General features: G+C 63.4%; 15 protein-coding genes. 3 read left to right on the plus strand and 12 right to left on the minus strand.

Annotated elements, in window-relative coordinates; all coding sequences use genetic code 11:
- From AWB81_RS10110 to AWB81_RS10120, 3 genes are all read right to left on the minus strand, one after another.
- Positions 1-1,110 (minus strand): COX15/CtaA family protein, encoded by a 1,110-nt coding sequence (locus AWB81_RS10110; protein WP_062634782.1) that lies wholly within the window; start codon positions 1,108-1,110, stop codon positions 1-3.
- A 12-nt stretch (positions 1,111-1,122) separates the two neighbouring features.
- A complete protein-coding gene (locus tag AWB81_RS10115; protein WP_087134877.1) occupies positions 1,123-1,779 on the minus strand; it encodes an SCO family protein in 657 nt (218 codons plus the stop codon).
- A 70-nt stretch (positions 1,780-1,849) separates the two neighbouring features.
- On the minus strand, positions 1,850-2,590 hold the full coding sequence (locus AWB81_RS10120; protein ID WP_062634784.1) for an SURF1 family protein: 741 nt from the start codon (positions 2,588-2,590) through the stop codon (positions 1,850-1,852).
- Positions 2,591-2,680: 90 nt separating this feature from the next.
- Here AWB81_RS10120 and AWB81_RS10125 point away from each other — a divergent pair, with 90 nt between their 5' ends.
- The gene (locus AWB81_RS10125; protein WP_016344133.1) at positions 2,681-2,890 is read left to right on the plus strand and encodes a twin transmembrane helix small protein; all 210 of its coding nucleotides are present in this window, start codon (positions 2,681-2,683) and stop codon (positions 2,888-2,890) included.
- Between the two features lie 210 nt (positions 2,891-3,100).
- Here AWB81_RS10125 and AWB81_RS10130 read toward each other — a convergent pair whose 3' ends face one another.
- The 8 genes from AWB81_RS10130 to AWB81_RS10165 form a co-directional block, all read right to left on the minus strand.
- Positions 3,101-3,958, minus strand: coding sequence for a cytochrome c oxidase subunit 3 (locus AWB81_RS10130; RefSeq protein ID WP_062634786.1), 858 nt, complete (start codon positions 3,956-3,958; stop codon positions 3,101-3,103).
- A gap of 115 nt (positions 3,959-4,073) precedes the next feature.
- Positions 4,074-4,292, minus strand: coding sequence for a DUF2970 domain-containing protein (locus AWB81_RS10135; RefSeq protein WP_062634788.1), 219 nt, complete (start codon positions 4,290-4,292; stop codon positions 4,074-4,076).
- A gap of 42 nt (positions 4,293-4,334) precedes the next feature.
- Positions 4,335-4,922 carry a cytochrome c oxidase assembly protein gene (locus tag AWB81_RS10140; RefSeq protein WP_087134881.1) on the minus strand — a complete coding sequence of 196 codons (588 nt, stop codon included), beginning with the start codon at positions 4,920-4,922 and terminating at the stop codon, positions 4,335-4,337.
- Positions 4,923-4,930: 8 nt separating this feature from the next.
- Positions 4,931-5,071, minus strand: coding sequence for a cytochrome oxidase small assembly protein (locus AWB81_RS45670; protein WP_087134882.1), 141 nt, complete (start codon positions 5,069-5,071; stop codon positions 4,931-4,933).
- A gap of 73 nt (positions 5,072-5,144) precedes the next feature.
- On the minus strand, positions 5,145-6,755 hold the full coding sequence (gene ctaD / locus AWB81_RS10150) for a cytochrome c oxidase subunit I (protein WP_062634791.1): 1,611 nt from the start codon (positions 6,753-6,755) through the stop codon (positions 5,145-5,147).
- 74 nt (positions 6,756-6,829) lie between these two features.
- On the minus strand, positions 6,830-8,467 hold the full coding sequence (gene coxB, locus AWB81_RS10155; protein WP_062634793.1) for a cytochrome c oxidase subunit II: 1,638 nt from the start codon (positions 8,465-8,467) through the stop codon (positions 6,830-6,832).
- 89 nt (positions 8,468-8,556) lie between these two features.
- Positions 8,557-9,033: a DUF2244 domain-containing protein gene (locus AWB81_RS10160; RefSeq protein ID WP_062634795.1), complete on the minus strand. Its 477-nt coding sequence runs from the start codon at positions 9,031-9,033 to the stop codon at positions 8,557-8,559.
- Positions 9,034-9,245: 212 nt separating this feature from the next.
- Positions 9,246-10,226 (minus strand): methyltransferase domain-containing protein, encoded by a 981-nt coding sequence (locus tag AWB81_RS10165; RefSeq protein ID WP_062634797.1) that lies wholly within the window; start codon positions 10,224-10,226, stop codon positions 9,246-9,248.
- A 137-nt stretch (positions 10,227-10,363) separates the two neighbouring features.
- Between AWB81_RS10165 and AWB81_RS10170 the strand changes: the two genes are divergently transcribed.
- Both AWB81_RS10170 and trmL read left to right on the plus strand, forming a co-directional pair.
- Entirely contained in the window at positions 10,364-11,125 is a 762-nt protein-coding gene (locus AWB81_RS10170) for a ComF family protein (RefSeq protein WP_374730480.1), read from the plus strand.
- A gap of 24 nt (positions 11,126-11,149) precedes the next feature.
- Entirely contained in the window at positions 11,150-11,620 is a 471-nt protein-coding gene (gene trmL, locus AWB81_RS10175; RefSeq protein ID WP_062634798.1) for a tRNA (uridine(34)/cytosine(34)/5-carboxymethylaminomethyluridine(34)-2'-O)-methyltransferase TrmL, read from the plus strand.
- Here trmL and AWB81_RS10180 read toward each other — a convergent pair.
- Positions 11,593-12,144 (minus strand): O-acetyl-ADP-ribose deacetylase, encoded by a 552-nt coding sequence (locus AWB81_RS10180; protein ID WP_062634800.1) that lies wholly within the window; start codon positions 12,142-12,144, stop codon positions 11,593-11,595. The two genes, trmL and AWB81_RS10180, sit on opposite strands and share 28 nt — an antisense overlap.
- Positions 12,145-12,168: the final 24 nt, after the last annotated feature.

A 12,168-nucleotide genomic window follows, 5' to 3' on the forward strand; every position in this document is an offset into this window, starting at 1 on the left:
TCACGCTGAAACGACGTCGCGCGCGGGAAGTACGGCGCGGCCGGGACGGCTGGAGGAGATTCGAAAGTTTAGCATAACGAGCAGCAGCAACAGGATCGCCGCACCGCCGTTGTGCGCCACGGCGACCGGCAACGGCCATTGCAGAACGATGTTCGAGAGACCCGTCAGGAACTGCACGACGATCAGGAGAAGCACGGCGTTTGCGGGCGTGCGCAGCGATTCGAAACGACGCAGCCTGAACGCGAGCCACAGCGTGTAAAGCACCACGACCACAGCGAAACTACGGTGCGTCCAGTGGATCGCGACGAGCGCGTCCTGCGAGATCACATCGCCGTCGCCCGTCATGCCGAGTGCGCGCCACAGGTGAAAGCCGTGCTCGAAATTCATCGGCGGAACCCATTGGCCGGCACACAGCGGGAAGTCGGCGCACGCGAGCACCGCGTAATTGGTGCTGACCCAGCCGCCGAGCGCGATTTGCACGATCAGCAACGCCAGCCCGAACAGCGCCGCCGGCATCCAGCGCGCGGCTTCGGGCTCGTGAACGGGAATCGGCGTTTGCCGCGCCGCAAGCCAGCCGAGCGCGCCGAGCAGCGCGAGCCCGAGCAGCAGATGCAGCGTGACGATGACCGGTTGAAGCTTCATCGTGACGGTCCACGCGCCGAACGCGCCCTGCACGCAGATGAGGAGAAGAATGCCCGTCGGCCACCAGGGCGACACGTGCAGCGGCCGGCGCTTGAAACGCGCCGTCCACGCGATCACCACCTGCGCGATGATCAGCACGCCGATCGCCATCGCGAAATAACGATGCAGCATCTCGATCCACGCCTTCACCATACTGACCGGACCGCTTGGCATCGCCTGATGGGCCGCTGCGATCTGCGCATGCGCGATGAACGGCGACGACGTCCCGTAGCAACCCGGCCAGTCGGGACAGCCGAGGCCGGAATCGGTGAGACGCGTGAAGCCGCCGAACATGATCAGATCGAGCGTGAGAAACGTCGTCAGCCAGACGAGCTTGCGGAATTTGTTGTCGTCGGCCTTGACCCAGACGTATGAGAGCGGCAAAAGCGCGATACAGAGGCCGATCAGGCCGAGTTGCAATACGAACATTCTTCTAAACCCTCAACCGATCCGCGACCACTTGAGAAGTTTCGCCACATCGCCCTTGATCTTGGCGGGATCGGGGTTTTTCGGGAAACGTTCCATCAGATTGCCGTTCGGATCGACGAGAAAGATGTGGTCAGTGAGTTGCGTGCCGTCAGAGATTGGCAGCCATTTCGAGATAGCGTTCTGATCTGCGACAAGCATTCTCGTATCCGGTTGCGGATAGGCGGCCTTGATCTTGTCGTCGACGGGTTTGTCGTCGGTACGCAGCCAGACGTTCACGACGCGTTCGCGTTCGCCCGCCTGCAACACGCGCACTTGGCGCATGAAATAGAGACGCGTCGCGCATTGTTCGTCGCAGGCGCTGCCGTTGACCATCACCATCAGCCATTTGCCGCGCAGCGCGGTGAGCGGCATCGGTTGGCCTTTTTCGTCGGTGACCATCAGGTCGCCGGGAATCGGGCGCTGCGGCTCGATCAGCGCACCGTAGCTCGTGGTGCCGCCGGCCGGTTTGAACACGTAGTACATCAGATACGACGCGATGACCGGCGCCGCGCAGACGAGCGCGAGCAGCAGCAGCATCCAGCGGCCCTTGTTCCACGAGCCTTTCGTGGCTTCGCGGTGCTGTGCGCGCGCCTTGTTGATGGCGGACGGCGAAGGACGTGGTGTTTGCATCGACAAAACGGGGCCTCTATTCGATTACGCAGCGCGCTGGCTAAAAAAAGCGCGCTGACTGGATTCAAGCTTAGGCGTGGCTGGCGTGATTGTCCGCTTCGTCGGCGGGATCGCTCTTTTTCGCGGCGCGACGCGCGGCGTAAAGTCCGAAGCCGATCGCCGCCGCCGCCATGCCCCACCACTGCAACATATAGCCGTAGTTGCGCTCGACGCCGAGCGTCGGTGCCGGCCAGTCGCGCACGAGCCTGTCGCCGGTGTTGTTCAGTTGCTGGATCACGAACGGCTGCAACGGCAGACCGATCTCTCCCGCGTACGCGGCGATGTCGAGATTCTGACGAATCTTCTGACGCGCCGCCGAACCGCCGCGGCCCAGTTCAAACGCCTGCGACGCATTCGAGCGCGCAATGCCTTCGATCTCGACCTCGCCTTTCGGCGTCTCGTAAGGCTCGATGCCCGTGCGATCGGCGAGATTACGCGGCAACCAGCCGCGATTGACCAGCACGTAGCCGCCTCCGTCGAGTTTAAACGGCATCACGACATAAAAACCCGGCTGGTCGTTATAAGGCCGATTATCGAGATAAACGACCTGCTCCGGCAAAAATTCGCCTCGCGCCAGCACGCGATGAAACTCGATGTCCTTCAGCGGGATCGGCATCACGCCCACGCGCTGCGCGGGCGCGTTCTCGAATGCGACGATCCGCGCGTTGAGCGCTTCCTTCTGATGCGCGCGGTCGCGCTGCCAGAACCCGAGCCGCACCGTCACCGCGACGGCGATCAGGATCAGGACCGCCGGCCAGAAGCGGATCTTCATACCGCGCATCCGTTCCGGGCAACGCGGCACGTTCCATGCGGTGCGATAATCGATTGCTTCAACTTCTCATGCCAATCGCTGGCCGGTTTCATGCACATCATCGTTGCCATCGCATTCATCCTAATCATCGGCAGCCTCGGGTCGGCGCTGTACTTCATGATGACCGACCGGGGCAAGACCAAGCGGATGGTGTGGTCGCTTGCCATGCGCGTCGGGCTGTCCATCTCGCTGTTCCTCTTCATCCTGTTCGCGCACTGGATGGGCTGGATTCAGTCGACCGGCATTCCGCTGGGACGCTGAGCCGCTACGAAGGTTCGCCGGGGCGTCGTTTTTGGCATGCGGCCGGCGCAGGCGCTGCGACATATCGGCGCGCCCGTTCGCGCAAAAAACTCCCGCAGTCCAAAAAACAAAACGCCGCCCGGGAAGGTCGAGGGCGGCGCTCAAGCAGTGCTTTGCGACTGAACGTTGCGGACGGCGCGTTGCGCGCCACCGTCCGCGTTGCGAAAACCGTTACAGCCAGTACACGACGACGTACAGCCCCAGCCACACGACGTCGACAAAGTGCCAGTACCAGGCCGCGCCTTCGAATGCGAAATGATGCTCCGCCGTGAAGTGGCCGCGGATCATCCGCACCATGACCACCGTCAGCATCGTGCCGCCGAGGAACACGTGAAACCCGTGGAAGCCCGTCAGCAGGAAGAACGTCGATCCGTACACGCCCGATGCGAGCGTCAGGTTCAGTTCGTTGTAGGCGTGGAAATACTCGTAGCCCTGGCAAAACAGGAAGATCAGACCGAGCATCACCGTTGCGCCGAGCCAGATGATCGCCTTCCTGCGATGGTCCTCGCGCAGCGCGTGGTGAGCGACCGTCAGCGTCGCGCCCGAGCTCAGCAGGAGCGCGGTGTTGATGGTCGGCAGCGGCCACGGCGTCATCGAGCGGAAATGCCCGACCAGCGCCGCCGGACCGTTGTTCGGCCACACCCCGGTGAAATCCGGCCAGATCAGCTTGTAGTCGAGACTCGACAGTTCGTGCATCGCGATGGCGCGCGCGTAGAACAATGCGCCGAAGAACGCAGCGAAGAACATGACTTCCGAGAAGATGAACCAGCTCATGCTCCAGCGATACGACGTGTCGACGCGCTTGCCGTACATGCCGCCCTCGGATTCCGAGATGGCGTCGCCGAACCAGTGCCAGAGCACGAACAGCACGAACAGCACGCCGAGCAGCGTCGTGAACGGCGCCCAGCTATGCCCGTTGACCCACGACGCCAGCGATCCGAGCGCCACCAGGAGACCGGTGGCCGCCATGATCGGATGCCGTGACGGGTGCGGCACGAAATAGTACGGGCTATCGTTTTGACCGCTCATTTTTGATTCTCCACTTCGATCCAGTTGCTTGTTTTCTTTCGACTCGGGGCGGCGCGTCCCATCATCCTCACCACGCCGGCCCGGCCACTCGATTCGTTCGATTCCTGAGGTTTCCTTAACCCACCACCGCCCGCACCACCAGCAGCAGCACGACAATGAACAGCACCGCGCCGATCACACCCGCCGCGATCAGATGCAACGGGTTCAACTGGGCGGCGTCGCTTTCCAGGTCGGCCCTGCGGCGCACGCCGAAAAACGACCAGAACACCGCCTTGACGAGCCTCAGGACGCTCGTCTTCTGTGCGGGCTTGCCCGGCTTGTCTGCTTCGACCATCGCTCTTTCCTTGCCTCGCTTGCCGTACGTTCCCGCCAGGGTTCAGGTCCCGCTGCCGCCCTTCGCGACCGACTTCGGCGCGGTGAGCTCGAAGAACGTGTACGACAACGTGATCGTCTTCACATCCTTCGGCAGCTTCGGATCGACGACGAACACCACCGGCATGCGCTTCGTCTCGTTGGCGGCGAGCGTCTGCTGCGTAAAACAAAAACATTCGATCTTCTTGAAGTACTCGGTGGCCTCTTTCGGGGCGTAACTGGGAATGGCCTGCGCCTGAACCGTTCGCCCCTGCTCGTTGGTCACCTGGTACATCACCGTCATCACTTCGCCGGGGTGCACATCAAGACTGTTCTGCTCCGGCTTGAACTGCAGCGGACCGCGCGCGTTGGCATCGAGTTCGATCGAAATCGTGCGGGTCGCGTCGACCTGCGTGTTCTTCGCCTCGCGCGCGCCGACATCGCGCTGCACGAGGTTGTTGATGCCCGTAATCGAGCAGATCGCGCGATACATCGGCACCAGGGCAAAACCGAATCCGAACATCAGCCCGGCCACGACGACGAGCTTCACGAGCATCGAGCGGTTGAATGCGCGGTCGGACTGCGCTTCTTGCACTTCTTGCGGACTGGACACGTCGTTTCTCACCCTCGGGACAGCAGGAACTGATTGACGACGGCTGCCATAAAAAAGACGGCGACGATGGCAAGCAGAATCAGGCCGAGCCGCTTGTTGCCCGCGCGAATCTGCTCGGGCGACCGTCTTTCTTGTGGATTCCGGGTCATGCTGTGGACTTCTTGTTCCATTAGGACCTGCCTGGCGAGGCTCCGGCCGGAGCCTCGCAGCATTGCGTGCGTCTTACTCGACGGTCGGCGGATTTTCAAACGTATGGAACGGCGCCGGGCTCGGCACGGTCCATTCGAGGCCTTCCGCGCCATCCCAGGGCTTGTCGGCGGCCTTCTCCAGCTCGCCGCCGCCGCGATACGCCGGCAGCGCAACCGCGAACAGGAAGTACACCTGCGCGAGACCGAAACCGAACGCGCCGATCGTCGCGACCTGGTTGAAGTCGGTGAACTGCGCCGGGTAGTCCGCATAGCGACGCGGCATGCCCGCGAGGCCCAGGAAGTGCATCGGGAAGAACGTGATGTTGAAGAAGATCATCGACGCCCAGAAGTGGATCTTGCCGCGCGTTTCGTTGTACATCCAGCCCGTCCACTTCGGCGCCCAGTAGTACCAGCCGGAGAACAGCGCGAAGAGCGAACCCGCCACCAGCACGTAGTGGAAGTGCGCCACCACGTAATAGGTGCCGTGCATCTGGATGTCGAGCGGCGCCATCGAAAGGATCAGGCCCGTGAAGCCGCCCATCGTGAACACGAACAGGAAGCCGATCGCGAAGATCATCGGCGTTTCGAAGCTGAGCGAACCGCGCCACATCGTCGCGACCCAGTTGAACACCTTCACGCCCGTGGGAACTGCGATCAGCATCGTCGCGTACATGAAGAAGAGCTGGCCCGTCACCGGCATGCCGGTGGCGAACATATGGTGCGCCCAGACCATGAACGACAGGATCGCGATCGACGCCGTCGCGTACACCATCGAGCTATAGCCGAACAGCGGCTTGCGCGAGAACGCCGGAATCACCTGCGACACGATCCCGAACGCCGGCAAGATCATGATGTACACCTCGGGGTGACCGAAGAACCAGAAGATGTGCTGGTACATCACCGGATCGCCGCCGCCCGCCGCGTTGAAGAACGACGTGCCGAAGTGGCGGTCGAACAGCACCATCGTGATCGCGCCCGCCAGAACCGGCATCACCGCGATCAGCAGGTACGCCGTGATCAGCCACGTCCACGCGAACATCGGCATCTTCATGAGCGTCATGCCGGGCGCGCGCATGTTCAGGATCGTCACGACGATGTTGATGCCGCCCATGATCGACGACGCGCCCATGAGGTGGACCGCGAAAATCGCGAAGTCCATGCCCGGGCCCATCTGCGTGGAGAGCGGTGCGTACAGCGTCCAGCCGGCGGCGGTCGCGCCGCCCGGCGTGAAGAACGAACCGACCAAGAGCACGGCCGCGACCGGCAGGAGCCAGAAGCTGAAGTTGTTCATCCGCGCGAACGCCATGTCGGACGCGCCGATCTGCAGCGGAATCATCCAGTTCGCGAAACCGACGAACGCCGGCATGATCGCGCCGAACACCATGATCAGGCCGTGCATGGTGGTCAGCTGGTTGAAGAACTCGGGGCGCATGATCTGCAGGCCGGGCTCGAAGAGCTCGGCGCGGATCATCAGCGCCATCACGCCCCCCGAGAGGAACATGATGAACGAGAACAGCAGGTACAGCGTACCGATGTCCTTGTGGTTGGTGGCGAACAGCCACCGGCGCCAGCCGTGAGGCGTTTCATGCGCATGATCGTGCGCGTGGTCGTGACCCGCGGCTACATCGTGTCCGATGCTAGACATGACAATCTCCTAAAGCGAATACTGCGGCAATTGGCGGTAGTCGCCCGCTCCATCCCCGGAACGGGCGCGACACGTCAAGCAGCCGGACTGATCTCTACGCGACGGGCTTCCTTCGCATCCGTACCGCCCGTGATGGTTTCCGGCTTCTTCAAGACAATGCGATCCTCGGCGACACCCGCTGCCTTCAGCGCGTCGCGTACGGCTTGCGCACGGCTCTTGGCGAGTTCGGCGTTCTTGTCGGCGGAACCGGTGGCGTCGGTGAAGCCCGACAGCGCCAGCTTCGCATCCGGGTGCGCCTTCGCGTAAGCCGCTGCGGCCTGCACGGCGGCGGCCGCCTCGGCCGGGAGCGTGCTCTTGCCGGTTTCGAAGTAGATGCTCGCGGGCAGACCGGCGGCCTGCGTCGCTTCGGCGGCCGGGGCTGCCGGTGCGCTCGCGCTTTCAGTGGCTGATGCGCCCGACGCTTGCGCCGCCGGTGCCGACGCTGCAGCATCCGCCGCGCCCGCTGCGGCCAGATGGTTGCCGCCTTCCGGCATCTTGCCGTTGCGCGCGTCCGCGACCTGCTTCGGCTGGAGGATGTCGGTGGTGTGATTGCCCCACGAATTGCGCTCGAACGTGACGACCGAGGCGATCTCGACGTCGTTGAGCGCCGTGGCCCAAGGCGGCATCGCGGCCTTGCCGTGCAGCACGATGTTCACGTGCTCGGCGATCGGACCGTTGGCGATCTTGCTGCCGTCGAGCGCCGGGAACGCTCCCGCGCCCTTGCCGTTCGGCTGGTGGCAGACCGCGCAGTTCGACGCGTAGACCTTCTCGCCGCGCGCCTTAAGCTCATCCATCGTGTAGGTCTTGTTGGGGTCGTCCGAGGCGGCGGCCAGCTTCTTCTTCTGGTTGTCGACCCACTTCGCGTAGTCGTCGTCCGAGAGCACTTCGACGACGACCGGCATGTACGCATGCTCCTTGCCGCACAGTTCGGTACAGAAGCCGCGGAACGTGCCGACCTTCTCCGCCTTGAACCACGTGTCGCGCACGAAGCCGGGAATCGCGTCCTGCTTCACGCCGAACGCCGGCACATACCACGAGTGCACAACGTCGTTCGCGGTGGTGATGATGCGGATCTTCTTGTTGACCGGCACCACGAGCGGATTGTCGACTTCCTGCAGGTAGAGATTCGAGATCGGCGTCTGGCCGTTCGTCTCGCTGCGCGGCGTGGAGAGCGTCGAAAGGAAGTTGATGCCCTCGCCCGGGCCCTTCACGTAGTCGTACGCCCACTTCCACTGATAACCCGTGACCTTCACGGTGAGATCGGCGTTGGTCGTGTCCTTCATCGCGACGACGGCCTTGGTGGCCGGCAGCGCCATCAGTACGACGATCACAAACGGCGCGATCGTCCAGATGATTTCGACGGTGGTGCTTTCGTGGAAGTTGGCCGCCTTGTGGCCACGCGACTTCCGGTGCACGAACATCGAATAGAACATCACGCCGAACACGCCGATGAAAATCACCCCGCAGATGATCAGCATGAACGTATGGAGGCCAAAGAGCTCCTCGGCGATTTTCGTCGCGGGCTGCTGGAAGTTGAGCTCGTTGACACGAGGCCCGCCAGGAGCGTCGGTGACCGCCAGGGCCGTGCCGGCCGCGAGCATCCCGCCTGCCGCCAGCACGCCCGAGAGGGCTCGCTTGATTGTTTTCATAGCATCCTTACCCAAAATTTCCATTCAAACCCTCGACCCCCGTGTGCATCCGTCGCGCGTTACGCGCTGCCTTTGCGCCCGCTTTTGCTCCCGGTTCGCGGCCGCCCGCGCTTTCACGCGCAGCGGCGGATCCAGGCCTGCAATTCCGCGGCGAACTGCTTGCGACGATGCTGTGCAAGGTGTAGCCCGATTTGCACCGATTGCCCGCGCGAAACGATCTTGAGCGGATCCCTCGGTGCCGCGCCCGTTTCGATCCGCACCCAGCGCGGATCGAATTCGAACTGCGTCAATTCTTCGGCATTCATCTGTTCGATCAACAGCCGGTTCTGAAACAACCGGATGCGTTCGTAGTCGACTGCATGCCGCGCGTAGATCAAGAACGCGACACCCACCACGAACAGTTCGATACCCGTGAACGGCAACACCAGCCAGGCGCCGTTCAATAACAGCAAGGTCGCGATAGCGAGCGAAAAGAGCGCGAGCGAGACAAAGAAGCCCACGAACTGGCGCGGCGACGCGGAGCAGTTACGCTTCATCAGCCACTCCTTGAGGACTGGCTCCGTGTCCGTCAGCAATGCGCTTCTTTCCATCGCCGCCTCCGTCGATCTGCTCGGATCTTGACTAAAATCATTGCCAGCCGGGCGACAAACTGACGCATTATAGGCGCGTTACGATGCATCCACAAGCAAGGGGCAGAACAGCGCAAAGCCAAGCGCCACAAGCCTCTGCGCCCATTTGACGCAGGTTTTTACGCGCTTTTCGGACGCAAATCTCAGACATAACAGATGCCCTCTTTACCGCGTCAGCGATCCTTCTTTGGGCCTCGTCCGATGTCTTCCAGACGCACGATGCCGTGCCCTTCCGCCGTCATGCGCGGCACCGCCTTCCACGCGTGGCCATAGATCACTTCGAAGGTCAGAGGGATCGTGCCGCCCTCGCGACGGATCGCGTCGAGTGCCGTGTAAACCGCGCTACGCAAGGCTTCGGCGTCGGCCGGGCGCTCGCTGGCGGCACGCTCGAACGGGTACGCGCCCCAGCGCCGCACGTCGTTCAGAAGCGATTCGGGCGAACGATACGTGATCGTCAGCACCTCCTGATCCATCACCGGAATCTCGAAGCCGCTTTCCACCAGCATGTCGCCGAGATCGTGCATGTCGACGAAATCGATCGTGTGCGGCTGCGGCGCGATGCCGAGCGACGCTTCCGCCTCGCGATACGCGCGGCTCAGCTCACGCAGCGTGTCAGGACCGAAGGTGCTGAACATCAGGAGGCCATTGACCTTGAGCACGCGCTGCCATTCGGGAAATACCTGATCGGGACGCGAATGCCAGTGCAGCGCGAGGTTGGACCAGAGGAGTTCGAACGCGCCCGCCGCGAACGGCAGCGCCGAGAAGTCGGCCTGCGCGAGTTGTGGGCCGCGCGCGCCGAACGCCTTGCTGAGCGTGGCGGGAAGAAAGCGCCGCCAGCCCGCGTCGGCTTGCGCGTCGGCGCTTTCGGCGGCGTTCGCGCGAGCGAGCATCGCCGATGAAATGTCGACACCGAGCACCGATGCTTCGGGAAAACGCGTGCGCAGTCCCGGCAGATCGGCGCCTGTGCCGCAGGCGGCGTCGAGCGCGCGCGTCGGGGCGACCTTGATGTAGTCGAGCCGCTCGCGCATGCGCTGCGCGATCTCGCGCGTCAGGAACGCGACCTCGTCGAAGGTGCCGGCGCGGCGGTCGAAAATCTCGCGCAGACGGCGCGGGTCATAGGCCGGTCGGCCAGATTTGGCGGAAGTTGGGGACATGGCGGTCTGCTCGCGAAGAGTGCGAAGTATACTCGGTCGTCCTGGAATCGGCCTGCAAAGGCGGTGCCGCAAGGCCCGAATGACGCGGATTCGCCTGTTTTGCGGAGGTCGCTAGCATGATGATCGAAAGTCGCGCCATGTCGTCTGCCTACGTCGGGGTCGTGCGCGTCCTCGGGCGCGTGCGACGTGCCATCGGATGGCTCGGCGATGTCGCGCTGCCAGGCCAATGCGCTTTGTGCGGCAATTTGTCGCAGAGGCTGGTGTGTCGAGGATGCGACGAATCCTATTGGAATGAGCCGCGATTGAGATGCCGGACGTGCGCGTTGCCATTGTCTGCGACTCGTCGCGAATTCGATGGCGCCGCACTACACTGCGCGGCCTGTCTCGATTCTCCGCCGCACTTCGATGCAACGCTCGCACTCGCCGACTACCGCGCGCCGCTCGATACGCTCGCGCTCGACCTGAAATTTCGCGCGCGATTCGGCACGGCAGGAGAATTCGCGCGCCATCTGCACGCGCGTTTCGACGACAGCGGCTTGCCGGCACCCGATGTGATCGCGCCGGTGCCGCTGTCCGACAAACGCCTGATCGCGCGCGGCTACAACCAAGCGTGGGCGATCGCAAGACCGCTCGCACGCCGTCTCGCCGTGAGAGCCGACGCCCTGCTCGTTCGCCGCACGATTGAAACAGCGCCGCAGTCAAAGCTCGATCTCGATACGCGCCGGCGCAATGTGGAACGCGCGTTCGCCGTGACGGGCGACATGCGCGGACTGCACATCGGCATCGTCGATGACGTGATGACCTCCGGCGCGACGCTCGATGCGCTCGCGCGCGCGCTCAAGCGGGCGGGCGCGCGTCGCGTGACCAATTTCGTCGCGTTGCGTACGCCGAAAGATTAACCAAGCACTTCTGGCTCACTACCCATGTTCAACGTCGTTCTGGTCGAACCCGAAATCCCGCCGAATACCGGCAACGTGATCCGCCTCTGCGCGAACACCGGCGCGCGCCTGCATCTGATCGAGCCGCTCGGTTTTCCGCTCGACGACGCCAAGATGCGCCGCGCCGGTCTCGACTATCACGAGTACGCGCAGATGCACGTGCACGCGAACTGGGAGGCGTTCGTCGCGAAGGAATCTCCCGATGCCGCACGCATGTTCGCCTTCACGACGCGCGGTTCGTCGCCTTTCTTCGAGCACGCGTTCAAGCCGGGCGACTGGTTCGTGTTCGGCGCCGAAACGCGCGGCCTCTCCGATGCAGTGCTGAGCCGGTTCCCAAACGAACAGCGTGTGCGCCTGCCGATGCGGCCGGGCAACCGGAGCCTGAACCTGTCGAATACGGTGGCGGTGGTGACGTTCGAGGCGTGGCGTCAGGCGGGTTTCGAAGGCGGCGCCTGAATGTCTTCTTCGAGCTGTCTGATATAGAGGTCGAGCATCGACTGCTGGAAGCACGCGAAGATCACGCGTTCGATGGAAGGCTCGTTTGAAAGCGCGCCGATCACGGTGGCCACCGCGATGCGCACGGCGTCTTCGATCGGAAAACGGTAGATGCCGCAACTGATTGCAGGAAACGCGATCGACTTGCAGCGCGCCTCGCCGGCGAGTTCGAGCGAGCGCCTGTAGCAACTCGCGAGCAGCGCCGGCTCGTTGCGCTTGCCGCCGCTCCAGCGCGGGCCGACCGCGTGAATCACGTGCTTTACCGGCAGATGGTGGCCGCCGGTGATCTTCGCGTCGCCGGTCTCGCAGCCGCCGAGCGTCTCGCACTCGCGCTTGAGGTCGCGTCCCGCGGCCCGATGAATCGCGCCATCGACGCCTCCGCCGCCCAGGAGCGACTTGTTCGCCGCGTTGACGATGGCGTCGACTTCGAGCGTCGTGATGTCGACGAGTTGTGCTTCGAGCGTGCAGTGACCCACGGCGAACATGGCAGACTTCCCCGGAGGACGCGC

Source organism: Caballeronia arationis (assembly GCF_001544975.2).
Lineage (GTDB): Bacteria > Pseudomonadota > Gammaproteobacteria > Burkholderiales > Burkholderiaceae > Caballeronia > Caballeronia arationis.

Coding starts and splice junctions, on each gene's coding strand:
- AWB81_RS10110 (WP_062634782.1), bottom strand. CDS start 1,110: ATGTTCGTATTGCAACTCGGCCTGATCGGCCTCTGTATCGCGCTTTTG.
- coxB (WP_062634793.1), bottom strand. CDS start 8,467: ATGGAAATTTTGGGTAAGGATGCTATGAAAACAATCAAGCGAGCCCTC.
- ctaD (WP_062634791.1), bottom strand. CDS start 6,755: ATGTCTAGCATCGGACACGATGTAGCCGCGGGTCACGACCACGCGCAC.
- AWB81_RS10135 (WP_062634788.1), bottom strand. CDS start 4,292: ATGGTCGAAGCAGACAAGCCGGGCAAGCCCGCACAGAAGACGAGCGTC.
- AWB81_RS10115 (WP_087134877.1), bottom strand. CDS start 1,779: ATGCAAACACCACGTCCTTCGCCGTCCGCCATCAACAAGGCGCGCGCA.
- AWB81_RS10160 (WP_062634795.1), bottom strand. CDS start 9,033: ATGGAAAGAAGCGCATTGCTGACGGACACGGAGCCAGTCCTCAAGGAG.
- trmL (WP_062634798.1), top strand. CDS start 11,150: ATGTTCAACGTCGTTCTGGTCGAACCCGAAATCCCGCCGAATACCGGC.
- AWB81_RS45670 (WP_087134882.1), bottom strand. CDS start 5,071: ATGACCCGGAATCCACAAGAAAGACGGTCGCCCGAGCAGATTCGCGCG.
- AWB81_RS10165 (WP_062634797.1), bottom strand. CDS start 10,226: ATGTCCCCAACTTCCGCCAAATCTGGCCGACCGGCCTATGACCCGCGC.
- AWB81_RS10130 (WP_062634786.1), bottom strand. CDS start 3,958: ATGAGCGGTCAAAACGATAGCCCGTACTATTTCGTGCCGCACCCGTCA.
- AWB81_RS10180 (WP_062634800.1), bottom strand. CDS start 12,144: ATGTTCGCCGTGGGTCACTGCACGCTCGAAGCACAACTCGTCGACATC.
- AWB81_RS10125 (WP_016344133.1), top strand. CDS start 2,681: ATGCACATCATCGTTGCCATCGCATTCATCCTAATCATCGGCAGCCTC.
- AWB81_RS10120 (WP_062634784.1), bottom strand. CDS start 2,590: ATGAAGATCCGCTTCTGGCCGGCGGTCCTGATCCTGATCGCCGTCGCG.
- AWB81_RS10170 (WP_374730480.1), top strand. CDS start 10,364: ATGTCGTCTGCCTACGTCGGGGTCGTGCGCGTCCTCGGGCGCGTGCGA.